The sequence below is a fragment of the Soonwooa sp. T0.1_25 genome, from assembly GCF_057652215.1.
In genome coordinates, this window is sequence record NZ_JBYFBZ010000008.1 from 1 (window position 1) to 22264 (window position 22264).

Annotated in this window: 26 protein-coding genes and 1 riboswitch; of the genes, 13 read left to right on the forward strand and 13 right to left on the reverse strand. The window is 35.9% G+C overall.

The features are described 5' to 3' along the window. Positions 1 to 762, forward strand: a 762-nt coding sequence (locus AC23MB_RS10635) for an IS3 family transposase (protein WP_487787222.1), incomplete at its 5' end; no start/stop codon positions are given. Positions 763 to 961: 199 nt separating this feature from the next. Here the strand turns inward: AC23MB_RS10635 and AC23MB_RS10640 are convergent. Further along, positions 962 to 1321 carry a hypothetical protein gene (locus AC23MB_RS10640; protein WP_374331022.1) on the reverse strand — a complete coding sequence of 120 codons (360 nt, stop codon included), beginning with the start codon at positions 1319 to 1321 and terminating at the stop codon, positions 962 to 964. Between the two features lie 111 nt (positions 1322 to 1432). Continuing rightward, positions 1433 to 1528, forward strand: a riboswitch (TPP riboswitch). 63 nt (positions 1529 to 1591) lie between these two features. Here AC23MB_RS10640 and thiS point away from each other — a divergent pair. The 8 genes from thiS to AC23MB_RS10680 are packed head-to-tail and all read left to right on the forward strand — an operon-like array spanning position 1592 to position 8143. Further along, a complete protein-coding gene (thiS, locus tag AC23MB_RS10645) occupies positions 1592 to 1798 on the forward strand; it encodes a sulfur carrier protein ThiS (protein ID WP_487787223.1) in 207 nt (68 codons plus the stop codon). A 26-nt stretch (positions 1799 to 1824) separates the two neighbouring features. Further along, entirely contained in the window at positions 1825 to 3639 is a 1815-nt protein-coding gene (thiC, locus tag AC23MB_RS10650) for a phosphomethylpyrimidine synthase ThiC (RefSeq protein ID WP_487787224.1), read from the forward strand. Further along, entirely contained in the window at positions 3636 to 4223 is a 588-nt protein-coding gene (locus tag AC23MB_RS10655; protein WP_487787225.1) for a thiamine phosphate synthase, read from the forward strand. The genes thiC and AC23MB_RS10655 overlap by 4 nt, the downstream gene beginning before the upstream one ends. Continuing rightward, positions 4196 to 4942: a hydroxymethylpyrimidine/phosphomethylpyrimidine kinase gene (locus AC23MB_RS10660; RefSeq protein WP_312323684.1), complete on the forward strand. Its 747-nt coding sequence runs from the start codon at positions 4196 to 4198 to the stop codon at positions 4940 to 4942. Before AC23MB_RS10655 ends, AC23MB_RS10660 begins: the two co-directional genes overlap by 28 nt. Positions 4943 to 4946: 4 nt before the next feature. Then, on the forward strand, positions 4947 to 5552 hold the full coding sequence (gene thiE, locus AC23MB_RS10665) for a thiamine phosphate synthase (RefSeq protein WP_312323686.1): 606 nt from the start codon (positions 4947 to 4949) through the stop codon (positions 5550 to 5552). Then, positions 5549 to 6322, forward strand: coding sequence for a thiazole synthase (locus tag AC23MB_RS10670; RefSeq protein ID WP_312323689.1), 774 nt, complete (start codon positions 5549 to 5551; stop codon positions 6320 to 6322). The genes thiE and AC23MB_RS10670 overlap by 4 nt, the downstream gene beginning before the upstream one ends. Before the next feature lie 6 nt (positions 6323 to 6328). Continuing rightward, positions 6329 to 7441 carry a 2-iminoacetate synthase ThiH gene (gene thiH / locus AC23MB_RS10675; RefSeq protein ID WP_487787270.1) on the forward strand — a complete coding sequence of 371 codons (1113 nt, stop codon included), beginning with the start codon at positions 6329 to 6331 and terminating at the stop codon, positions 7439 to 7441. After that, positions 7442 to 8143 (forward strand): HesA/MoeB/ThiF family protein, encoded by a 702-nt coding sequence (locus AC23MB_RS10680; RefSeq protein ID WP_313029697.1) that lies wholly within the window; start codon positions 7442 to 7444, stop codon positions 8141 to 8143. It begins immediately after the preceding gene. A gap of 77 nt (positions 8144 to 8220) precedes the next feature. Here AC23MB_RS10680 and AC23MB_RS10685 read toward each other — a convergent pair whose 3' ends face one another. The 12 genes from AC23MB_RS10685 to AC23MB_RS10740 form a co-directional block, all read right to left on the reverse strand. Next, the gene (locus AC23MB_RS10685; protein WP_313029779.1) at positions 8221 to 8709 is read right to left on the reverse strand and encodes a TonB-dependent receptor domain-containing protein; all 489 of its coding nucleotides are present in this window, start codon (positions 8707 to 8709) and stop codon (positions 8221 to 8223) included. A gap of 83 nt (positions 8710 to 8792) precedes the next feature. Beyond that, a complete protein-coding gene (locus AC23MB_RS10690; protein WP_313029698.1) occupies positions 8793 to 9032 on the reverse strand; it encodes a hypothetical protein in 240 nt (79 codons plus the stop codon). Beyond that, complete coding sequence (locus tag AC23MB_RS10695) at positions 9016 to 9486, reverse strand: ion channel (protein ID WP_487787226.1); 471 nt, start codon at positions 9484 to 9486, stop codon at positions 9016 to 9018. Before AC23MB_RS10695 ends, AC23MB_RS10690 begins: the two co-directional genes overlap by 17 nt. A gap of 180 nt (positions 9487 to 9666) precedes the next feature. After that, positions 9667 to 11442: an acyl-CoA dehydrogenase family protein gene (locus tag AC23MB_RS10700; RefSeq protein ID WP_312321696.1), complete on the reverse strand. Its 1776-nt coding sequence runs from the start codon at positions 11440 to 11442 to the stop codon at positions 9667 to 9669. A gap of 179 nt (positions 11443 to 11621) precedes the next feature. Next, positions 11622 to 11861, reverse strand: a complete 240-nt coding sequence (locus AC23MB_RS10705) for a four helix bundle protein (RefSeq protein WP_487787227.1) — start codon at positions 11859 to 11861, stop codon at positions 11622 to 11624. A gap of 42 nt (positions 11862 to 11903) precedes the next feature. Continuing rightward, on the reverse strand, positions 11904 to 13082 hold the full coding sequence (locus tag AC23MB_RS10710) for a thiolase family protein (protein ID WP_487787228.1): 1179 nt from the start codon (positions 13080 to 13082) through the stop codon (positions 11904 to 11906). A 96-nt stretch (positions 13083 to 13178) separates the two neighbouring features. Beyond that, positions 13179 to 13532: a four helix bundle protein gene (locus AC23MB_RS10715; RefSeq protein WP_487787229.1), complete on the reverse strand. Its 354-nt coding sequence runs from the start codon at positions 13530 to 13532 to the stop codon at positions 13179 to 13181. A 39-nt stretch (positions 13533 to 13571) separates the two neighbouring features. After that, entirely contained in the window at positions 13572 to 15977 is a 2406-nt protein-coding gene (locus AC23MB_RS10720) for a 3-hydroxyacyl-CoA dehydrogenase/enoyl-CoA hydratase family protein (protein WP_487787230.1), read from the reverse strand. Between the two features lie 55 nt (positions 15978 to 16032). Then, positions 16033 to 16485 (reverse strand): MarR family winged helix-turn-helix transcriptional regulator, encoded by a 453-nt coding sequence (locus tag AC23MB_RS10725; protein WP_312321701.1) that lies wholly within the window; start codon positions 16483 to 16485, stop codon positions 16033 to 16035. Positions 16486 to 16624: 139 nt separating this feature from the next. Continuing rightward, positions 16625 to 17566, reverse strand: a complete 942-nt coding sequence (locus AC23MB_RS10730; protein ID WP_487787231.1) for an ABC transporter ATP-binding protein — start codon at positions 17564 to 17566, stop codon at positions 16625 to 16627. Positions 17567 to 17568: 2 nt separating this feature from the next. Then, the gene (locus AC23MB_RS10735) at positions 17569 to 18546 is read right to left on the reverse strand and encodes a FecCD family ABC transporter permease (protein WP_374331000.1); all 978 of its coding nucleotides are present in this window, start codon (positions 18544 to 18546) and stop codon (positions 17569 to 17571) included. Between the two features lie 70 nt (positions 18547 to 18616). After that, positions 18617 to 19252: a TlpA family protein disulfide reductase gene (locus tag AC23MB_RS10740; protein ID WP_487787232.1), complete on the reverse strand. Its 636-nt coding sequence runs from the start codon at positions 19250 to 19252 to the stop codon at positions 18617 to 18619. Between the two features lie 80 nt (positions 19253 to 19332). Between AC23MB_RS10740 and AC23MB_RS10745 the strand changes: the two genes are divergently transcribed. The 4 genes from AC23MB_RS10745 to AC23MB_RS10760 all read left to right on the forward strand — a co-directional run bounded on the left by AC23MB_RS10745 (position 19333) and on the right by AC23MB_RS10760 (position 22263). Next, positions 19333 to 20466 (forward strand): 2Fe-2S iron-sulfur cluster-binding protein, encoded by a 1134-nt coding sequence (locus AC23MB_RS10745; RefSeq protein ID WP_487787233.1) that lies wholly within the window; start codon positions 19333 to 19335, stop codon positions 20464 to 20466. 139 nt (positions 20467 to 20605) lie between these two features. Then, positions 20606 to 21166, forward strand: coding sequence for a SanA/YdcF family protein (locus AC23MB_RS10750; protein WP_374331024.1), 561 nt, complete (start codon positions 20606 to 20608; stop codon positions 21164 to 21166). Positions 21167 to 21301: 135 nt separating this feature from the next. After that, complete coding sequence (gene udk / locus AC23MB_RS10755; RefSeq protein ID WP_079665374.1) at positions 21302 to 21913, forward strand: uridine kinase; 612 nt, start codon at positions 21302 to 21304, stop codon at positions 21911 to 21913. After that, positions 21913 to 22263 carry an FtsB family cell division protein gene (locus AC23MB_RS10760; RefSeq protein ID WP_079665373.1) on the forward strand — a complete coding sequence of 117 codons (351 nt, stop codon included), beginning with the start codon at positions 21913 to 21915 and terminating at the stop codon, positions 22261 to 22263. Before udk ends, AC23MB_RS10760 begins: the two co-directional genes overlap by 1 nt. Position 22264: the final 1 nt, after the last annotated feature.

Sequence of the window (22264 nt, forward strand, 5' to 3'; positions counted from 1 at the left end):
GATATAAGTTATGCTAAGGTGTGCCGCGTAATCGGGCGCTCACGAACCTCAATAGATTATAAGAGACGGATGCCTGAAAAAGATGAGCAAATTAAGCAGGCCATCGCCTCGGTATTGGGGACCAGCAGGATGGGACGAAAGAAAGTGATTGTGAAGGTAAAGAAAAAATACTCGGAGTTTGTTGCCTCGCAAATCCGCAGGGTGTACCACAGATATGGATTTTCGCTTTATAAAAGACTGAAAAGAAAGCGTTTGGATAATCCTGCCAATCCAATTCAGGTTCCGTTGGAAAGGAATGAAGAACTTGCTGCAGACTTTATGAGTGGCACGCTGATAAACGGCTCGAAGTTCCGTACGCTGAACATCGTGGACCAGTACAACAGGGAGTGCCTGGGCATCCACATTCGCAACTCGATGCCGGCAAGGGCGGTGATTGCGTATTTTGAGCGCATCATCCAGAAGCACGGGAAGCCAAAAAGAATCCGCACGGATAATGGACCGGAGTTCACCTCGCATCTTTTCCAGCAATGGCTTGATAAGAACGAAATAGAATGGGCAAAAATCCAGAAGGGGAAGCCCCAGCAGAATGCCATAGTGGAATGTTTCAACAGAACCTACCGCGAGGATGTGCTGGATGCCAACCTGTTCTTCACGCTTGATCAGGCAAGGGATTTGACCCAGAAGTGGATAGAAGATTACAATAATGAACGACTTCATGAATCTTTAGAATTTAAAACACCCGCTGAATATGATGCTGCATAAGGTTTTCTCAAGGCATAGCCTTCTGAAATATAATTCAGAAAAAAGCACCGCCAAAAGCGATGCCCTTGAAAACTATATTTCGTAGGCCAACCTATCCCTGGCAGGTTGCCCCTCAGCAGAGCCTGATTCCGTTTCAGTTGGCGGATGCAAATTTCAAACGAAAAAACTATATTTACAAACTGTCAAAAAAGTAGTCCACTTACCATTCATAACCGTTAAATTCGCCAGAATATACTTTTATTCCATTTGGAAGATTACACAGAGAACCTCTATTTACAAAGTCCATACTTAATTCTTTATCTAGTTTGTAAACCCATTTTTCTTCAGCTTTTTCACAATTTTTATCCGCTGATTTCATGTTTTTTTGAGCGTCAGAATACCAATTTTTAATATCAGAAATTCTTTGTTCTGAAGTAACGGAATCTGTTTTTATTGATGAAGTAATGACGGTTGAGTCGCGTGTTTTTTCATCAAATATAATTTGTTTTTCTTTCTTTTCCTGACATGAAATCAAAATTATTAAAACACTAAAAATTTGAATTATTATTGAGTTTTTCATAATGTAATATTTCCTAAATTTTGTAATTAAATACAAAAATACTTCCAAAATTTTTTTCTGGTTTTCGAAAATTGTAAAATTTGGAAGTACAAAAAAATTTTATATCTTCGCTCCGAACTTTAGGGGTGTCTACAAAAGTAGGCTGAGATTTTACCCTCACAACCTGATCTAGATCATACTAGCGTAGGGAAAAGTAAATGGTCATCTTGGGCGCTATCTGCGTTCGTGTATCCATTCCTAAAGTCAATTTTAATTTTAAAATGAAACGGAATGGAACTTATCATCAATCACAAATCTACTTTTTTTGAAGTTTCTAATTTAAGTTTGGAAGCATTGGTTATGCAGCATTGTCAAGGGAAAACTTCTGGTTTGGCGGTAGCTGTCAATCAAAAAGTAATTCCAAAAAAATTGTGGTCCCAAACAATTTTACAAAATAAAGATTCTATTCTGCTCATTACCGCTACACAAGGCGGTTAGACGTTTTTAATCAGTAAAAATTAAATATGAAACAAGAGCAAATTACCACACAAACTTTTCCTAATTCTCGTAAAGTTTATATTCCGGGATCTTTGCATCCGATTAAAGTTGCGATGCGCGAAATCAGTCTTCAGCCTACAAAATTGAATAGAGGTGGAGAAGAGTTTAACCCTCCCGTAACGGTTTATGACACTTCTGGGCCTTATACAGACATCAATTCTACAATTGACATACGCAAAGGTTTAGAGCGTATTCGTGAAGAATGGATTTTAGAAAGAAATGATGTTGAGGTTTTGGACGGTATTACTTCTGAATACGGCAAACAACGCCTTAAGAATAAGGATCTAGACGATTTGCGTTTTGCTTATTCGCACTTACCGAAAGTAGCGAAAGAAGGCAAGAATGTTACACAATTACATTATGCGAAACAGGGCATTATTACGCCAGAAATGGAATATGTTGCTATTCGTGAAAATCAAAAAATTGAACAACTAGAATCAGCAACTGCTGGAATGAATCATCAACATGCTGGTGAAAGTTTCGGTGCTAAAACGCCAAAAGGAAAAATTACGCCTGAATTTGTTCGTGACGAAATTGCAGCGGGAAGAGCCATCATACCAAATAATATCAACCATCCCGAAAGCGAACCAATGATTATTGGACGAAACTTTTTAGTGAAAATTAATGCAAATATTGGGAACAGTGCGGTGACCTCAAGCATTGAAGAAGAAGTCGAAAAAGCGGTTTGGGCTTGTCGTTGGGGCGCCGATACGATTATGGATTTGTCCACAGGTAAAAATATCCACGAAACTCGCGAATGGATCATCAGGAATTCTCCCGTTCCCATCGGAACTGTGCCTATTTATCAAGCTTTGGAAAAAGTAAAAGGTGTTGCCGAAAACCTTACCTGGGAAATTTTTAGAGACACCTTAATTGAACAAGCAGAACAGGGCGTTTCTTACTTTACGATTCATGCAGGCGTACTCTTGCGCTACATTCATTTGACGTCCGAACGTGTGACGGGGATTGTGTCGCGAGGTGGTTCTATCATGGCAAAATGGTGTTTATTTCATCATAAAGAGAATTTTTTGTACACTCATTTTGAGGAAATTTGCGAAATTATGAAGCAATACGATGTGGCTTTTTCGTTAGGAGATGGTTTGCGCCCAGGTTCTATCGCTGATGCAAACGATGCTGCCCAATTCGCCGAACTCGAAACGCTTGGTGAGTTAACGAAAATTGCTTGGAAGCACGATGTTCAGGTGATGATCGAAGGTCCTGGCCACGTCCCGATGCATTTAATTAAGGAAAATATGGAGAAGCAGTTGCAGGAATGTGACGAAGCGCCTTTTTATACGTTAGGACCTCTAACGACGGATATTGCGCCAGGTTACGACCACATTACGTCGGCGATTGGTGCGGCGATGATTGGCTGGTACGGTTGCGCCATGTTGTGCTATGTTACACCAAAAGAGCATTTGGGTTTACCCAACAAAAAAGATGTGAAAGATGGCGTTATCACCTACAAATTGGCAGCTCATGCTGCAGATTTGGCGAAAGGTCATCCAGGTGCGCAATATCGAGATAATGCATTGAGCAAAGCACGTTTCGAATTCCGTTGGGAAGATCAGTTCAATTTGTCGCTGGATCCCGAAACAGCAAAAGAATTTCATGATGAAACTTTACCCGCAGATGGTGCAAAAGTAGCGCATTTTTGTTCCATGTGTGGTCCCAAATTCTGTTCAATGAAAATTACGCAAGAAATTCGCGAGTCTGCTGCTCAAGGAATGCAAGAAAAGTCTTTAGAATTTATTGATAACGGAAAAGAATTGTATCTGTGAAAATCATCATTAGTCCAGAAGAAAATGTAAAAAATGAAACCGATTTGATTAATGAGTTTTTTGATCAAGGCTTGGATTTATTTCATATTCGGAAACCAAAGTTTTCAGAATTGGATTTAATCAGTTACGTTTTCGGAATTGATGATAAATATAAGTCTAAATTAGTGGTTCATCAACATTTTGAAACGGCATTTCAGTTAGGTTTGTATCGTTTTCATGTTAAAGAAAATGTTAGAAAAAATAATAATTTTTCTTTTAATGAAAATCTAATTTATTCAACATCTACGCATTCAATTGACGATTTTAATCAGTTGGAAAATCTTTGGGAATATGCGTTTATCAGTCCAATTTTCCCAAGTATTTCTAAGATTGGTTATGGTGAAAATTCTCAAATTTTATCTGATTTAAAACAACGTACGAATTATAAAACTAAACTCATTGCTTTGGGTGGAATAACTCTTGAAAATCAATATTTTGCGTACGAAAATAGGGCAGAAGGTGTTGCTTTTTTAGGCTCGATTTGGGGAAATGAAAATCCTTTAAAAATTTTTGAAAAATGTATTCAGAAAGGCCATTTGTGTTAAGCATTGCAGGATTTGATCCTTGCGGAGGAGCAGGAATTCTTGCAGACGTAAAGACTTTTGAACAACATCAAGTTCAAGGTTTAGCGGTGATGACGGCGAATACGTTGCAAACGGAAAATCATGTTTTTTCTGTGGATTGGATCGCCATTGAGGACATTTTAAAAAGCATTAAAACATTACTGAATTTTTATCCAGTTAAAGCGGTGAAAATCGGAATTGCTCCAAACTCAGAATATTTAAAAAAGATTATTGAAGTTTTAAAAATGAGCAATTCTAAGCCAATGATTGTTTGGGATACCGTTTTGAAAAGCTCTTCTGAAAGGTCTTTTTTTAATGGAAACGATATTCAAAATGTAAAGGAAATTCTGCCACATTTGGATTTAATAACGCCCAATTTTTTAGAGTTTGAATATTTAAAATCGATGAATATTCTCAATGAAAATCAAAAAATGCCTTGCAATGTTTTGTTGAAAGGCGGACATAGAAAAGATGCGGAAGGTTTGGATATTTTATTCACGGAAAATGAAATTTTTAACATTAAACCAAAAGCAAAAGAAGTCTTTCAGAAACACGGTTCTGGCTGCGTTTTATCAAGCGCAATTGTTGCTAATTTAGCTTTAGGAAAAACTATGAAACAAGCTTGTACAGACGCAAAAAACTATATGGAAAATTACTTAAACAGTTCACCAAACTTATTAGGATATCATGCGAAATTTTGAAAAAATGCAATATATTTCTCAGGGCGACACTGCGGAAATTCAATTTAAAAATATTGAAAATGCTCTAGAAAATGGCGCAAAATGGATTCAGCTTCGTTGGAAAGATGCTTCAAAAAATGATTTAAAAATATTGGCTCAAAAAGTCAAAATGCTTTGTGAGAATTTTAATGCAACTTTTATTATTAATGATGATGTAGATTTGGTTGCAAAAGTCGATGCCGACGGCGTTCATTTGGGTTTAGAAGATTTGAATGTTCTGAAAGCAAGAGAAATTTTAGGTTCTGAAAAAATCATTGGTGGAACGGCAAACACTCTTGAAGATGTTCAACACAGAATTTCCGAAAACTGTGATTACATCGGACTTGGACCATTGCGATTTACATCAACAAAGAAAAAATTGAGTCCAATTTTAGGTTTTGAAGGTTATCAAAAAATCATTAGTCAACTTCATCAAAATAATATGGATTTTCCACCGATTTATGCAATTGGCGGAATAACTAAAAATGATGTTCAACTACTTCAAAAAATAGGAATTTATGGTGTGGCTTTGTCACAATTATTTACTGATAAACCTGCTTTAATCCAAGAATTAAAAACAGAATTTATATGAAAAAATTACAAATAGGTAGCACAGAATTTTCGTCAAGATTGTTCTTAGGAACAGGGAAATTCGGAAGTTTAAGTCAAATGCGAGAAGCCGTTCAAGCTTCAGAATCTGAGTTGGTGACCATGGCATTAAAGCGTGTCGATTTCGATTCTCCAACAGACGAATTATTAGCAGAATTAAAGAAAACAAAAGCCAACCTGTTGCCCAATACTTCTGGTGCAAGAAATGCGAAAGAAGCGGTTTTAGCTGCAGAATTGGCTCGTGAAGCTTTAGAAACCAACTTCGTAAAATTAGAGATTCATCCCGATCCAAGATATTTGTTGCCCGATCCTATCGAAACGCTGAAAGCTACGGAAGAATTAGCGAAATTGGGTTTCGTAGTTATGCCGTACATTCATGCCGATCCAGTATTGTGCAAATTGTTAGAAAATGCAGGAACGTCCGTTGTAATGCCTTTGGGAGCGCCGATTGGAACGAATAAAGGTCTTAGAACTATCGATTTTTTAGAAATTATTATCGAGCAAAGCAAAGTTCCTGTGGTTGTAGATGCAGGAATTGGTGCGCCTTCCGACGCAGCAAAAGCCATGGAATTAGGCGCTAATGCGGTTTTGGTGAACACTGCGATTGCTGTTGCAAAGAACCCTATAGAGATGGCGATTGCTTTTAAAGAGGCTGTAATAGCGGGACGGCGCGCTTTTGAAAGTGGTTTGGGAGCAATTCAAAATCGCGCGGAAGCGTCGAGTCCATTAACTACTTTTTTGTTGGATGATTAAAGAAATATCATGAGTTTTAAAGGTGTTTTTCAGAAATATTCTTGGGATGAAATCAACGCAAAGGTGTATTCGTACACAGAAAATGATGTACAGCAAGTTTTAAATAAACAGAAATTAAATGTTGAGGATTTTTTGGTTTTGTTGTCGCCTTCGGCTCAGTTTTTCTTGGAAGAAATGGCTCGAAAATCTCAACAATTAACACAGCAAAGATTCGGAAAAACCATACAAATGTATGCGCCTTTATACGTTAGCAACGAGTGTCAAAATATTTGTACGTATTGCGGATTTAGTTTGGATAACAAAATAAAACGCAAAACTTTAACTGATCAAGAATTGCTGAAAGAAGCTTCAATCCTCAAAAAAATGAGAGTTGATCACGTTCTTTTGGTAAGCGGTGAAGCGCAACATAAAGTTGGACTTCCGTATTTTATGAATGCAGTTTCGCTTTTAAAACCGTTGTTTTCGAATATTTCTATTGAGGTTCAACCTTTGGAAACTCTCGAATATCGTGCTTTGCATGAAGCGGGAGTTCATTCGGTTTTGGTGTATCAAGAAACTTATCATCAGGATGTTTACAAAACTTACCATCCTAAAGGTCGAAAATCGAATTTTGATTACCGTCTCGATACGCCAGATCGCGTTGGTAATGCGGATTTTCATAAAATGGGATTGGGCGTTTTGCTTGGTTTAGAAGATTGGAGAATCGATAGCTTTTTCAACGCTTTACATATCGATTATTTACAGAAAACCTATTGGCAATCGAAGTTTTCGGTGTCTTTCCCTAGATTAAGACCTGCGGAAGGAATCGTTAAACCTAATTTTGAAATGAAGGATCGTGATCTTTTACAATTAATTTTTGCTTACAGAATTTGGAATCCCAATTTGGAAATTTCGATCTCGACTCGCGAAAATGAAAATTTTAGAGATCATATTGTACAACTGGGCGCAACGACGATGAGTGCGGCTTCTAAAACCAATCCTGGTGGTTATTCTGTAGATGAAAATTCTTTGGAGCAGTTTGAAACTTCGGATGAACGCAGCATGGATGAAATTAAAAATATCATTAAAAATGCGGGTTACGATCCTGTGATGAAGGATTGGGATAATGCTTATTCTTAAATGAAAAACGAAGAATTTACACGTTACAGTCGCCAAATTTTCATGGATGAAATTGGCATTGAAGGTCAAAACAAAATTTTGTCAGCCAAAGTTCTTGTGGTAGGAGCGGGCGGTTTAGGAAGTCCTGTTATTCAATATTTAGCAGCAGCTGGTGTTGGGAAAATTGGCGTTGCAGATTTTGATGAAGTTGAAATTCATAATCTTAATCGGCAGATCATTCACACAGAAAATTCTGTTGGAACATCAAAAGTGGATAGCGCACAAAATTTTGTTCAAAACATCAATTCTAATGTTGAATTTATTGGTTTTAAATCAAAAATCACGTTGGAAAATGCGAATTCCATTTTAAAAGAATTTGATGTCATTGTTGATGCTTCCGATAATTTTGCGACAAGATATTTACTTAATGATACTTGTATTCAATTAAATAAAACCTTGGTTTATGGCAGTATTTTAGGTTTCGAAGGTCAAGTTGCGGTGTTTAATTATCAAGGAAGTAAAAACTTGCGAGATATTTTCCCAGATTGTCCTGAAAATGCTTTAGATTGTGATAAAAACGGCGTTTTAGGCGCTCTTCCCGGCATTGTTGGCAGTTTTATGGCGATAAACACACTCAAAATTATTTGTGACCTTCCAGTAAAAACCAATCAACTTTTAATAATTGATACTTTAAAGTGGAATTTTACGCAGGTTGATTTTTAAAAACTACAATTTCCACATCACCGAAAGATTGAAAACTCGACCATCACTTGGTCCCCAAAGTGGATGGAAACTTGGATTTAAAGTACTTCCAGAATATAAATTTCTTTGCGACTTTGTCTGTAATCGAACAGATTTTCGCAATTTAAAGCCACCGTAAAATGCTCGCCCAAATCTTTGGAAATCATGGCTGCCACAAACAGATAATCTAGCGTTTTGCTGTAATCCATTCGGTACTGAGTTCCATTGTAAGACGCTTCTACTCCGAATTTCCAACTACCGTTGAAATCTTTAACCACCGTCATTGCAGCACGATTTTTTGGCGTTAATGGAATGATTTGATTTCCTTCTTGAAATTTATATTTCGCAATCGTAAAAGTATAACCCAAATAAAGCTCCCAATCGTTGATGCTTCCTTTCAAATAAATATCAAAACCTTTTGAAACCACGGGTTGATCTTGATTTGCAAAATAGATATTTTGATTCGCGTCCAAAGTTGCAATCACAGGATGATTGATATTGGTGAGGAAAAGTGCTTGATTAATAAAATTGAGTTTCCGTTTTCGAATTCCTTTTTATAATTGAATTCTAAATTATAACCCAAAGATTTTTCAGCTTTCGTCGTCTAAATTATATTCGAAACTTATATTGATTATTCCTTCGAAATAATAACATCATTATTAAATTCTAAAATTTCTTCATTGTCTTTCATTTTTTTAGTGAAAAAAGAATACGGAATTCCTATAACGATAATTCCAAGGACTAAACCATTCAAATATTTTGAAATCCATGGTAAAAAAAGCATTAAGCCACAAGATATAAGCAATGCAACAAGGCTAAAGCGACGTATTAGGCTAAAGTTATATGTTTTTACTTTAAAACTTGTTTTCATTTATTCTAGAATTTAATTTTGTAATACTGCTGTTTTTATAAATGACTTGCAAAAATGCAAAAACCATCGCTGTTGACCAGCCTACGAGCATAATGCCGTTAATGGCTTCTAATCCTGCAATAATTCGCCATTCTGAATCGATGACGACATCGCCATAACCAATGGTCGTAAAGGTAATTAACGAAAAATAAATAGATTCGGAAAAGCTTGACAAGCTTGAAATATGTGGGTTGAAATAATAGACTGCTGCCCACAAAGTACATTGCCCACCATGCAAAAGCGTGAAAAACATGATGAGAAATACCAGCATTATAAATGTGGTTAGTAATTCATTTTTCTTGCGCCAACGTTTGAACTGTGGAATAAATATTTTAAGGAAATAAAGAGTTGACAACGCCTGTATAAACACATTACAGGCAACTACCAAAATCCCGACTAATACAATTTGTAACATGGTGCGAAGTTAAGGAGAATTGTTCTTTTTGTATGATTCAACTTTTAAATATATTGTATTTGGAAATAATTTTCTGGAATATATAAAGCAAAAAACCTCGCCATCGCGAGGTTTTTTGTTGTTTCAAGTTTAAGGTTTTCTGAGTTTATATCTCAAATCTCCACTCTCAAAATCTATTGTCTAATAATGTCCTTTCTCTACGTAATGTGCAGCAATTTTCTCTGTAAGCGCTACAACATTCGGAGTGTTGGTGTATTTCGTGAATCTTCTAAGACCTGACAACATCATTCTTTGCTCGTCGCCTTCTGCGAAAGAAACGATACCTTCTTTAGCCGCTGTTATGATTTTTTCAACCGCTTTGTAAAGGTTCAATTGAGCCATTGCTGCTTCCACTGAATCTGCTGAGAAATGTTTTTCAGCTCTAAGGATTGCAGATTCTGCCATGTAAATTTGGTTCAAAATCTCAGAAGCATTTAGCAATAAATGTTGTTGCTTTTCGATATCCATCATGTATTTTTGAAGCGCTGCACCAGAAACCATCAAGAATACTTTTTTCAAGTTAGCGATGATTGCTTTTTCTTCGCTCATGTAAGCCGAATAATCTGGAACTTCGAAAGATGGAATTCCCATCAACTCTTTAGAAATCGCCATTGCAGGAGTTAAAAGATCTAATTGTCCTTTCATAGCACGCTTAATTAGCATTCCCACCGCAAGAAGTCTGTTGATTTCGTTGGTTCCTTCATAAATTCTTGAAATTCTTGAATCTCTCCAAGCTGCTTCCATTGGTGTATCTTCCGAGAAGCCCATTCCACCGTAGATTTGGATACCTTCATCAGCTGTATGTTGAGCTAAATCCGAAACAAAAACTTTTAGAATTGAACATTCAACTGCAAATTCTTCAACACCTTTCAATTCTGCTTCTTGGTGATTCATTCCACCAGCAACCAGTTCGTCAATTTTATCCTGAACATCTTTTGCAGCACGGTAAGCACCAGCTTCTGAAACGAATGTTCCCGTTGCCATTTCAGCCAATTTCTTTCTGATTGCTCCAAAAGTTGAAATCGAAACGCCAAATTGCTTTCTCTCGTTTGAATATTGAATTGAATGATTTAAAATTCTTCTTTGAGCATCCAAACAAGCCGCTGCTAACTTGATACGACCAACGTTCAATGCATTTAAAGCGATTTTGAAACCGTTATTTCTTTCACCCAACATATTTTCCACAGGAACTTTCATGTCGTTGAAGAAAACTTGTCTTGTAGAAGACGCACGGATTCCCAATTTGTGCTCTTCTTCACCTAAAGTTAGAGAGTTTGGATCTTCTAATTCCGAACGATTGATTACGAAACCAGTGATGTTTTTATCATCATCAATTTTCGCGAAAAGTGTGAAAGTATCAGCAAAACCTGCGTTAGAAATCCACATTTTCTGTCCGTTGATAATATAATGTTTTCCGTCAGCTGAAAGAACAGCTTTAGTTTTTCCTGAATTCGCATCCGAACCTGCATCCGGCTCTGTCAAACAGTACGCCCCGAATTTTGTTCCTGCTGCTAAATCTGGAAGATATTTCGCTTTTAATTCCTCGGAACCGTACAAAAGGGTAGGAAGTGTCCCAATTCCCGTGTGCGCACCGAAAGCCGTAGCCAACGATCCCGTAGCACCAGAAAGGTAGTCGCAAGCCAACATCGTGTTGATGAAGCCCATTCCCATACCGCCGTATTGCTCAGGAACTGTGATTCCCAACATTCCCATTTCGCCTAGTTTTTTCATACATTCTTCCGTGAATGCATAATCTTTATGTTCGAATTTTTCTCTATTCGGAACTACTTCTCTGTCGATAAACTCTTTTGCAGAGTCGCGAAGCATTTTTTGTTCTTCATTCAGTTCCTCCAAAGAGAAGATTTCATTTGCTGGGATTTCCTTGATTAGAAATTCGCCGCCAGTTAAATTTGCCATATTTAGTTTTTGTTTTATTAAAAAATTTGATGAAAGAAAAAAGATAAAAGAGAAAAGAATTATCTCGAGACCAAATTATTTTGAAAGCCCGAAGTCATCTTTTGTAACTCAATTATTCTTATTTCGATTAGATTAAAATTTTCGTTGTTAATGTAATTTCTCGCATTTGCGATGATAAGCTAGGTTTGAAGTTCGAAAAGAGAACCAAGACTAATTTCTAAAAATCGATTAAAATCTTTATCAGAACTCCGACTCGATCCCTCCGCAATATTGGAAGGAACAGAAACAGCGCATCTTCGGATTTGCGATTTCAATCCAAATTCTTCATTTTTTGGAAAAAGATCAGAAGCCGCATAAATTTCATTCGCCAATTCAATTGACAATTTCCAAATATTTAAATTTTTGAAATTATGCTTCATAAGGCTTCTTTAATCTTTCCTCTTTGTTCTTTGTTCTTTCTTCTACAACAACTCGTAAATAGCTGCTGCGCCTTGTCCAGTTCCAACGCACATGGTTACCATTCCGTATTTGTTGCCACGTTTTTTCATTTCGTCGAAAAGTTGAACTGCCAATTTTGCTCCTGTACATCCAAGTGGGTGACCAAGTGCGATTGCACCTCCATTTACGTTAGTAATTTCTGGGTTGATTCCTAATTCGTTGATTACTGCAACCGATTGAGAAGCAAAAGCTTCGTTAAGTTCGATTAAGTCGATGTCGTTTAATTGAAGTCCAGCTTGTTTTAAAGCTTTTGGAACTGCGTAAACTGGTCCCATTCCCATAATTCTTGGTTCTAAACCTGCTGCAGCGTAAGAAACTAATCTTGCTTCTGGCTCCAAACCAAGTTCTTTCACCATTTCTTCAGACATTACGATTACGAAAGCCGCGCCGTCTGACATTTGAGATGAGTTTCCTGCTGTTACGCTTCCGCCTTGTGCGAAAACTGGTCTTAATTTAGCCAAACCTTCCAAAGATGTGTCTACTCTTGGACCTTCATCCATAGCGAAATCAAATTTCTTCGATTGCAATTTTTGATTTTCATCCACGAACGTATATTCAACGGGAACAGGAACGATTTGATCTTTGAATCTTCCTTCAGCAATAGCTTTTAAAGCTTTTTGATGAGAATTAAAAGCGAATTCGTCCTGAGCTGCTCTCGAAACATTAAATTCCTTAGCAACCGCTTCCGCTGTATAACCCATTCCCCAATAGTAATCAGGATTTGATTTTGCTAAAATAGGGTCTGGAACGGGTTTGTAACCACCCATCGGAATATAACTCATCGATTCTGTACCACCTGCGATGATACAATCTGCCATTCCTGATTGGATTTTTGCTGTTGCAATCGCAATCGCTTCCGATCCTGATGCGCAATATCTGTTGATTGTAACGCCTGGAACTTTATCGGTGTTTAAGCCCATTAAAGAGATTAATCTTGCAACATTCAAGCCTTGTTCTGCTTCTGGCATTGCATTTCCAACGATAAGGTCGTCGATTCTGTTTTTATCTAATTGCGGAACTTCAGCCATTAGTTTTTCAATAACTGTAGCCGCCATTTCGTCGGGTCTTGTAAAGCGTAAAGATCCTTTTGGAGCCTTTCCAACCGCAGTACGGTACCCTTTTATGATGTATGCTGTTTTCATTTTTTTATTTTTTGTAAAATGTATAATGTACAATGTCGGTTGTAGGATGTATAATAATATTCATACATTTTTCAATCTAATTGTCTTATCACGATTTTATTTTGAATAGTTTTCCTTTAATTTAATAATCATATTTTGAATATGTCTGATCTCGGATTGTAACAAGTCAAAATCATCTTTCTTGATGAATTCCAAATCATACGCAATGATAATTTGAGTTTCAAATTCAAAAGAAGAACCTAATGCAATATTTAGAAATTGACAAAACTGAGGATTGGTATCCCTTCCAGCTCCTTCTGCAATGTTTGAAGGGATAGAATAAAGACTTCTTCGAGATTGCGAAGTCAATCCAAACAATTCATCTTTAGGAAAGTTTTTAGAAATAACAAAATAACTTTTGCAAAGTAAAATTGATTTCTTCCAAACGTCCAATTCTCTAAAATTGTGCATCTTGATACTTTTTACATTATACATCCGACATTATACAAATCAATTACGCAACGGTTTCCCAGTTTGTAACATGTGTTGAATTCTTTCAAGGGTTTTTCTTTCGCCGCACAGGGAAAGGAAAGTTTCTCTTTCAAGGTTTAATAAATATCTCTCAGAAACGGCAGTTGGCTCAGAAAGATTTCCGCCTACCATTACGTTTGCTAGCTTGTCTGCAATTTTCTTGTCGTATTCTGAAATGAAATTTCCGGCAAGCATCTGATCCGTTCCAACGTAGAACATACCCAAAGCATCTTTTCCAAGAACGGTAACCGTTTCTTCGATGGGTTGCGTGTAACCTTGCTCAGCCATTAGTTTTGCAATTTTTTTAGCTTCTGCAATCTGACGTTTTTTATCAACAACAACGATGTCTTTTCCGTGCTCCAAAATTCCCATATCGTAAGCTTCATAAGCGGAAGTAGCCACTTTTGCCATTGCAATATTCATGAAAGCATCACGAAGTCTGTTGGTTTTTACGTCGTCTTTTACAAAATCTCTACATGTTCTCAACGTCATTTCTTTGGTACCACCACCGCCAGGAATTACCCCAACGCCAAGTTCCACCAATCCGATATAGGTTTCTGCAGCGGCAACAACTCGGTCAGCATGAAGCGTCATTTCGCAGCCACCACCCAAAGTCATCGTGTGAGGCGCTACCACAACTGGAATTGAAGAGTAACGAACTCTCATCATCGAGTTTTGGAAGTACGCAATCGCCATATTTAAGTCGTCCCAATCTTGGTCAACTGCCATCATCATAATCATCGCCAAATTGGCTCCAACAGAGAAGTTTGCACCTTGGTTTCCGATAACCAATCCATCGTATTCTTTTTCTGCAAGGTCGATTGCTCGGTTTAGTCCATCAAGAACTTCACCTCCAAGAGAATTCATTTTAGAATGAATTTCAAAGTTGATAATTCCGTCACCTAAATCTTCAATCGAAGCTCCAGAATTGCTCCAAAGTGTTTTATTTTTTCTGATATTATCAAGGATAATAAAGGCTTCTTGGCCAGGGATTTGATCGTAGTTTCCTGTATTTTTATCGTAGAAAATACTTTGACCTTCATCATTAACTTTATAGAACGTTTCATTTTTAGAAGCCAATTCTTTTGCCCAATCCGAAACCTCGTAACCTGCTTCTTTAGCCAATTCGACACCTTTTTGAACGCCAACGGCATCCCAAATTTCGAAAGGTCCATTTTCCCAACCGAAACCAGCTTTCATTGCATCGTCTATTTTGTAGATGTCATCAGAAATCTCTGGAACTTTGTGCGAAACGTACGCAAACATCGATCCTAAAGTCAATCTGTAGAATTCACCCGCTTTATCTTTACCACCGATTAACACTTTGAAACGATCCAAAGGTTTTTCAATAGTTTTCGTTAATTCTAAAGTTGGGAAATTTACTTTTCCTTGAGCTTCGTATTCTAAAGTATCAAGATTCAATCTTAAGATTTCTGAATTTCCTTCAGCATTTTTTACTTTTTTGAAGAAACCTTGACCTGATTTTGAACCTAAGAAATTATTCGTCGTTAAGAAATCGATGTAACTTGGCATTGCGAACTGATCTTTGAACATATCTTGTTCAACACCGCTTTCGCGAACGCCGTTAGCCACGTGTACCAATGTATCCAAGCCTACAACATCCGCCGTACGGAAAGTTGCCGATTTTGGACGACCGATAACTGGACCAGTTAATTTATCAACATCAGAAATGTTTAAACCTAATTTCTGAATCGTATTAAAGATGTTCATAATTCCGAAAACACCAATTCTGTTAGCGATAAACGCTGGTGTATCTTTTGCTAACACAGTTGTTTTTCCAAGGAATTTCGCTCCATACGTCATGTAGAAATCTACAACCTCAGGAAGCGTGTGCGGCGTTGGAATAATTTCTAGTAATGGCAAATAACGAACAGGGTTGAAGAAGTGCGTTCCTGCGAAATAATCTTTAAAATCGTCACTTCTACCTTCTGTTAAAAGATGAATCGGAATTCCCGAAGTGTTGGACGAAACCAAAGTCCCAGGCTGACGGAATTGCTCGATTTTTTCATATACGGATTTTTTGATATCCAATCTTTCCACAACCACTTCGATAATCCAATCGGTATTCGCGATTTTCTTCATATCGTCGTCAAAGTTTCCTACTTTAATTCTGCTCGCAAAACTTGGCGAATAGAGTAGTGCAGGGCTTGCTTTTTGAAGTTTTCCTAAATTTTCGGTTGCAATTCTGTTACGAACGGCTTTGTCTTCTTTAGTCAAACCTTTTTTCTCTTCAGCTTCGTTCAGTTCAAACGGAACGATGTCCAAAAGCAATACTTCCACGCCAATGTTTGCAAAGTGCGCAGCAATACCGCTTCCCATGATTCCGGAACCTAATACTGTAACGTGTTTGATTCGTCTTTTCATTTGAATATGTAATTTTTTTAATTATTAAATTATAGTTTAATTCCCAAAGTGGGAACTATTTTTTATTGTTAAGATTGTTTGCGATTTTTAGAATTTGATTCATCACTTCCTTAAAAACTTCAAACTTTTCTTGAGGAATAGTTTCGACAACTTTGGTATTAAAATCAAGGACAACTTTTTTAGATAGATTTCGCGATTCGATACCTTTATCGGTTAGTTTAATAATAACTTCGCGTTTGTCGGTCGTTGTTTTTTCCTTATAGATATAGCCATTGTCTTCTAAAAGTTTGATGATTCTCGTTAAAGAAGTTGGTTCAATCGCCATTTTGGGGCCAAGATTCGTGCTTCGAGTGCCTTCTTTGGGGTCAATTTTTAGCAATGTTAATGCCTGTACCGCTGTTGAATTGTATAATGACGCTTTGTCGGAATACATTTTGGATACGGCTAACCACGCAGATTTAAGTAATAAATCTACACTTTCAACTTTATCTGAATTTTTCTTTTCCATAATAACCTTTAAAGTGATTACTCAAAAGTAGGAAAATATATTATGCATGCATAGTATGTCTAAGTTAAATAAATGTTAAATATTGAAAATCAGACGGTTAATTGCTATGCTATTCGCAATAAATTCAAGATAAAATTATTTAAAATCTAGATTTTAAGCGAGTTTGTAGCGAATTTTTAATTTCAGAGAGGTTTTTGTGATGGCTTGTTGAAGAATTTTCGCTAATTGTCCACAAATTGTTATTGTATGTTATTGAAAACAAGGATAAATCTTCATTGAAATTCTTTTGAAGAAATGAAAATAACAATTCTTTTTCGAGTTGGGGTGCGAAAATTTTAGGTGAAACAAATTTAGAATTGATGTCAAAAATATGAGGATCGAGGAAGTTTTTGTGTTCTAATAGGATTTCTTCTGTAATTCCTGAGTTTAATTTTTGGTCACGAATCCACCAAATTTTATCAGCAAATTCACGAGCGAGACGCCAATCATGTGACGAAAATAAAATTAATTTGTTTTGAGTTTTAGCAAGAGATCGAAGTAATTTTAAAATAATTAGTTTGTTGTCTTCATCCAAATGCGTCGTTGGTTCGTCCAAAATAATGATTGGAGAATTCTGTGCTAAAGCTCGACCAATAAATGCTTTTTGAAGATTTCCATCAGATAAATGTTGGAGTTGTGTGTGACGATATTGTTCTAAGTTTAGTTTAGAAATAATTTCAGAAATCTCAGTTTTATCTTTTTCATCAATTTTAAAATAATAAGGATAATGAATATATTTTCCAAAATTGACAAGTTCTTCAACAGTATAATTGGTAGGGATTTCTGCTTTAGAAAAAACAATGGCAATATCCTCGGCAATATCTCTCTGAGAAATAGTTTTTAACGATTTATGACTAATTAAAACCTCTCCTTTTAAAATTTGATTTTGTTTTAAAAGAGTTTTAATCAAAGTTGTTTTACCAACACCATTATTTCCCATTAATAAGATTACTTCGCCCAAACTAGCTTCGGTATTAATCTCAGAAACCAAAGTTTTTTTGTAGCCAATGCTTAAGTTTTTCAATTCTAAAAATGCATTCATAATTATATATTTTTAGATTGTTTTAAAAGCATCAAAAGTATAACAGGAATACCAATAACTGACGTGATAATATTAATCGGAAACTGTGTTAATTCCGATAAAATCGAAAAACTTAGCATAATGAAAATTCCCAAAATCATGTTAAGAATCCATTGATGCCAAAGTTTAGAAGGATTAAATAACAATCGACAAAAATGCGGTACGACAATTCCGACGAATAATATAGGGCCTAAAAACGCTGTAACAGAAGCTGATAGGAGAGATGTTGCGATGATCACGAAATATTTTAAAGTATCAAGATTAACACCGATACTTCGCGCATAAGAAGTTCCGAAAGCGCTTCCCATCAAAGGTTTTATTGATTTAAAACTAAAAAAAAGTCCTGCGATTACAAACAAAAATAAAATCAAAAGTTGATCTCGACTTACATTATTATTCGCTCCAAATGACCATAAAATATAATTTTTCAGGCTTTGACTTTCAACATAAAATTGCAAAATACTAACAACAGCGCCAGCTAAAGCTGAAATTAAGAATCCGAAAATAATAATGAATGACGAATTTTGAAAGCGTTTTGAAAACAAAATCAAAACAATCATTAATGCTAAACTCCCACCAATAGCTGAAAAACTAATAAAACCATTTTGTAAAAACTCGGGCAGAATCCACGATTGCGAAAAGAAAATAAAACAAGCAACCGCCAAACTCGAGATTGAGGTTATTCCCAAAACGTCTGGTCCGGCTAAGGGATTTTTGAAATATTCTTGTAATAAAAATCCACTACTGGGAATCGAAATTCCTGCCAAAAACATCGCCAGAACACGATTAACTCTAATGTCTGCAATGGCGGCATTTACAGAATTTTCATTATAAAAATCTTGAAGTTGTAGTTGGATAAAACCTATGTTCAGGTTGATAGCAACAGCGATGAGAATACCGATGCCTAAGACGATACCAAGGATTCCGAAGCTTTTAGCCATAGTCTTATTTGTGCGCCAAAAGTACAAATTATTCATAAAGAAAAAGACATCCGATTGGATGTCTTTTCGATTATTTTTTGCCCGTAATCTTACTTTTTTCTTTCTGTTGGTCGATGCTCGGCGTCAAATTAGCCGCCATCATTTTGTCAATTTTGCTATTAATTTCCTCTTTTTTCATCGATCCCATATATTCGTCAACCATATTTCCGCGACGCATTAATGTGAACGGAATAGCTTCACCATTCCAAGTGTCAAAATTTTGACTAAAGAATTCTGGAGTCAAAGTCGTCCCATCAAGAAGTACAATATTGTTGCGAAGTCCGTATTCATCAGCGAAATCGTTAACAGCCGTTTTCCAATCTGATTTGTTGTCAAGACTTACAAACGTGAATTTTATAGGTTGACCGTTTAACGATTCCATTTTTTCTTTAAAATGAGGAATCTCGACCATGCAAGGTTGGCACCAGGTCGCAAAAAAGTTGGTTACATAAAGCGTGTCATTCGTTTTTGCAGTCAATAGGTTAGGCATTTGTTCTGCTTTAACCTCTAACAATTCTTTATGCGATTTTAGCAAATCTTCTTCAACATTAGTTGCGATTTGCGTAGAGTCAGCGTCTTTATTTTTATCTTCAAATTTTAGTTCTTTATCGTTTTTACATGCGATTAAAGAAACTCCCAAAACAAGGCTTAAGACTAATTTTTTCATTTATTTTAAGTTGAATTTTTAACATTGTAATTGATTTATTTGAAATTATACTTTGATAATTTTTGATTAATTTTGAAGCTATGACAGAACAAGTTTTATCAGTTGGTAATCAGCCTCAGTTTTATCGGTTAAAATTAGTTAAAAAAATAGACTTGACCAAAGATAGTTTCTTATTAGGTTTTGAAATTCCAGTTCAATTAAAGTCTGTATTTAGTTATCAATCAGGACAATATGTTAGTGTGAAGTTTATTAAAAATGGACAAGAAAAAATTAATGATTATTCGATAACGACTGCTCCTAACGAATCGGGTTTCGAAATTGCTATTAAAATTACGTCTCCCGAAAGTTCTGCAAAAGCACTTTACGATAATTATAATGTTGGTGACGAAGTCTCTGTCAGCGCACCACAAGGACGTTTTAGTTTGGTGATAAAACCTCATGAGAAGCGCAGTATTCTCGCTTTTGCGGCAGGCATTGGGATTACGCCAATTTTTAGTCAAATAAAAAATTTACTTTTCCGAGAACCGCGAACTCGAATTTTCTTGTTTTACGGTAACAAAACTAAAGATGACATCATTTTTGAATCGGAGTTAAATGCTCTTCAACAGGAACATGCTGACCGATTTTTTGTGTACTATTTTTTCTCAAGGCAAAAGATTAATAATTTGCTTTTCGAAGGTCGTTTGGATGAGAAACGTGTAACTTTAATTATTAATCAGATTTTGCATTTGGATGAGGAAGATGAAGAGTCGACGATTTGGGATGCGACGGATAAAGTTGTGATATGTGGTCCTGGAGATATGATAAAATCTGTTGCTAATGCGTGTTACTACAATGGTATCCCAAAGCGCGATATTCATTTTGAATTATTTGAATCTTTTAATGATGATATTTATCCGCAAGAAAAATCTTTTCCGTTAATCGAAAATATTAAACTTAAAATTAAATACAATCATCTAACGACCGATGATATCGTTCTTAAAAACAACAAAGGAAAAATCCTGCAACAACTTTTAGGAATGGGGATTAATGTGCCATATTCATGCAAATCTGGTGTGTGCGGAAGCTGTATTTGTAAACTTAAAAAAGGTGAAGTAGAAATGGAAGAAAACGAATATTTAACCGAAAAAGAAATGAAACAGTCGAAGATTTTGCCATGTTCTGCTATCGCAATGAGTCAAGAATTATTTTTAGATTTTGATGTAATCGATTAATTATTTTTTCGTCTTTTTCAAAAATTATAGTTAAATTCACTCTTTCAAAAATAAGTTAAGCGAACCTGTTTGTATGTTGAAGTTTATAAAATCTTTTTTCAAGACCATTTTTGTCAGCCTTGAATTGATTTTTTTGTTGATGCTGCTTGCTAACTTCTGGGTTTTTGCCTTGACGAGTGGGAGAACTTATACCAAAATTAGCAAAGTTCCACCACGAGAATGTGCCTTGGTTTTGGGGACGTCACCCAAGATGAAATCTGGTTTTGCAAATCCTTATTTTACATCTAGAATGGCTGCTGTTGGGACTTTATATCACCACGGGAAAATAAAAAAAATAATCGTGAGTGGCGAAAAATCAAAAAATTATGATGAGCCTGCAGCGATGAAGAAGTTTTTGGTTTATACAGAAGGTGTTCCGCCAGAGATTATCATCGAAGATCCGAAAGGTTTTAACACGCACAAAAGTATTTCGCGTTGCAAAGATGTGTATAAGCAGAGCAATGTCATCATTGTATCGCAAGGTTTTCATAATCTGCGAGCGCTATTTTTTGCTCGTAATAATAATATGAATGCGTTGGGATTCGATGCACAAGATGTTACCAAAAACGAAAGTTATTATCGCAACCATACCCGCGAATTTTTCGCAAGAGTTTTGGCGGTGTTCTATTATGTTTTAGGAATTTCGCCTAAAGAAAATTAATTCTTTTTTTAAATAAGATTTGTTTTAAACTTTAAAAAATAAGATCCTTAAAAACAATATCCAAATCACATTATTTCTTATCAATTCTTTTGTGCCGAATGTTATTTTTAAATTAAATTTGTAAAAAATCAAAGTATGCTTGTAATTGGGATTGCCGGAGGAACGGGATCAGGAAAAACTACTGTTGTTAACAAAATTCTCCAACAGCTTAATGTTGAAGGTGTTAACGTTCTTTCTCAGGACAATTATTACCATGATAATCCAAATTTAACTTTGGCGGAGCGTGAAGCGCTCAACTACGACCATCCAAAATCTATCGATTTTGAATTGTTGACGCAACACGTTAAAGCGCTTAAAAACAACCAATCGATCGAGCAACCTGTTTATTCGTTTGTTACGCATTCGAGAACTGGAGATCATGTTTTGGTAGAGCCGAAAAATGTATTAATAGTTGAAGGAATTCTAGTTTTAACAAACAAAGAATTGCTTAAAGAATATGATCTTAAAGTATTTGTACACACAGATTCTGATGAAAGATTAATCCGAAGAATCCGTCGCGATACACAAGAACGTGGAAGAGATTTGCAAGAAGTGCTTCATCGCTACCAAACGACGCTTAAACCGATGCACCAAGAGTTTATCGAACCATCAAAAAACGAAGCCGATCTTATCGTACCGAACATGAAAAACAATACCGTTGCTATTGATTTTCTGACCACAGTTATTAACAATTCATTGAAAAAATAATGAAAGAGCTGATCAAAGATATCAAGAAAAAATCTAGCGGATATAAATTTATAACCAGCTACATCCTTAATAAATATACCATTACTTTGGTGGCGTTTTTTGCATGGATGATATTCTTTGACAACACCTCTTTTCTAGTTGTTAATGAACTAAATGGTGACATTACAAAGTATGAGCATCAGTTGGCTTATTACAAATCCGAATACGAGAAAAACGATGCTTTCTACAAAAAGCTGATGAATAATAAAGACGAGAAAGAAAAATATGCTCGTGAAAATTACTTCATGAAAAAGCCAAATGAAGAAATCTTTATTCTCGTTGCCGATAGTACAAAAATTGATAAAAAGTAAA

Coding starts and splice junctions, on each gene's coding strand:
- AC23MB_RS10640 (WP_374331022.1), bottom strand. CDS start 1,321: ATGAAAAACTCAATAATAATTCAAATTTTTAGTGTTTTAATAATTTTG.
- thiS (WP_487787223.1), top strand. CDS start 1,592: ATGGAACTTATCATCAATCACAAATCTACTTTTTTTGAAGTTTCTAAT.
- thiC (WP_487787224.1), top strand. CDS start 1,825: ATGAAACAAGAGCAAATTACCACACAAACTTTTCCTAATTCTCGTAAA.
- AC23MB_RS10660 (WP_312323684.1), top strand. CDS start 4,196: ATGTATTCAGAAAGGCCATTTGTGTTAAGCATTGCAGGATTTGATCCT.
- thiE (WP_312323686.1), top strand. CDS start 4,947: ATGCAATATATTTCTCAGGGCGACACTGCGGAAATTCAATTTAAAAAT.
- AC23MB_RS10670 (WP_312323689.1), top strand. CDS start 5,549: ATGAAAAAATTACAAATAGGTAGCACAGAATTTTCGTCAAGATTGTTC.
- AC23MB_RS10680 (WP_313029697.1), top strand. CDS start 7,442: ATGAAAAACGAAGAATTTACACGTTACAGTCGCCAAATTTTCATGGAT.
- AC23MB_RS10690 (WP_313029698.1), bottom strand. CDS start 9,032: ATGAAAACAAGTTTTAAAGTAAAAACATATAACTTTAGCCTAATACGT.
- AC23MB_RS10695 (WP_487787226.1), bottom strand. CDS start 9,486: ATGTTACAAATTGTATTAGTCGGGATTTTGGTAGTTGCCTGTAATGTG.
- AC23MB_RS10700 (WP_312321696.1), bottom strand. CDS start 11,442: ATGGCAAATTTAACTGGCGGCGAATTTCTAATCAAGGAAATCCCAGCA.
- AC23MB_RS10705 (WP_487787227.1), bottom strand. CDS start 11,861: ATGAAGCATAATTTCAAAAATTTAAATATTTGGAAATTGTCAATTGAA.
- AC23MB_RS10710 (WP_487787228.1), bottom strand. CDS start 13,082: ATGAAAACAGCATACATCATAAAAGGGTACCGTACTGCGGTTGGAAAG.
- AC23MB_RS10715 (WP_487787229.1), bottom strand. CDS start 13,532: ATGCACAATTTTAGAGAATTGGACGTTTGGAAGAAATCAATTTTACTT.
- AC23MB_RS10720 (WP_487787230.1), bottom strand. CDS start 15,977: ATGAAAAGACGAATCAAACACGTTACAGTATTAGGTTCCGGAATCATG.
- AC23MB_RS10725 (WP_312321701.1), bottom strand. CDS start 16,485: ATGGAAAAGAAAAATTCAGATAAAGTTGAAAGTGTAGATTTATTACTT.
- AC23MB_RS10730 (WP_487787231.1), bottom strand. CDS start 17,566: ATGAATGCATTTTTAGAATTGAAAAACTTAAGCATTGGCTACAAAAAA.
- AC23MB_RS10735 (WP_374331000.1), bottom strand. CDS start 18,546: ATGGCTAAAAGCTTCGGAATCCTTGGTATCGTCTTAGGCATCGGTATT.
- AC23MB_RS10740 (WP_487787232.1), bottom strand. CDS start 19,252: ATGAAAAAATTAGTCTTAAGCCTTGTTTTGGGAGTTTCTTTAATCGCA.
- AC23MB_RS10745 (WP_487787233.1), top strand. CDS start 19,333: ATGACAGAACAAGTTTTATCAGTTGGTAATCAGCCTCAGTTTTATCGG.
- AC23MB_RS10750 (WP_374331024.1), top strand. CDS start 20,606: ATGCTGCTTGCTAACTTCTGGGTTTTTGCCTTGACGAGTGGGAGAACT.
- udk (WP_079665374.1), top strand. CDS start 21,302: ATGCTTGTAATTGGGATTGCCGGAGGAACGGGATCAGGAAAAACTACT.
- AC23MB_RS10760 (WP_079665373.1), top strand. CDS start 21,913: ATGAAAGAGCTGATCAAAGATATCAAGAAAAAATCTAGCGGATATAAA.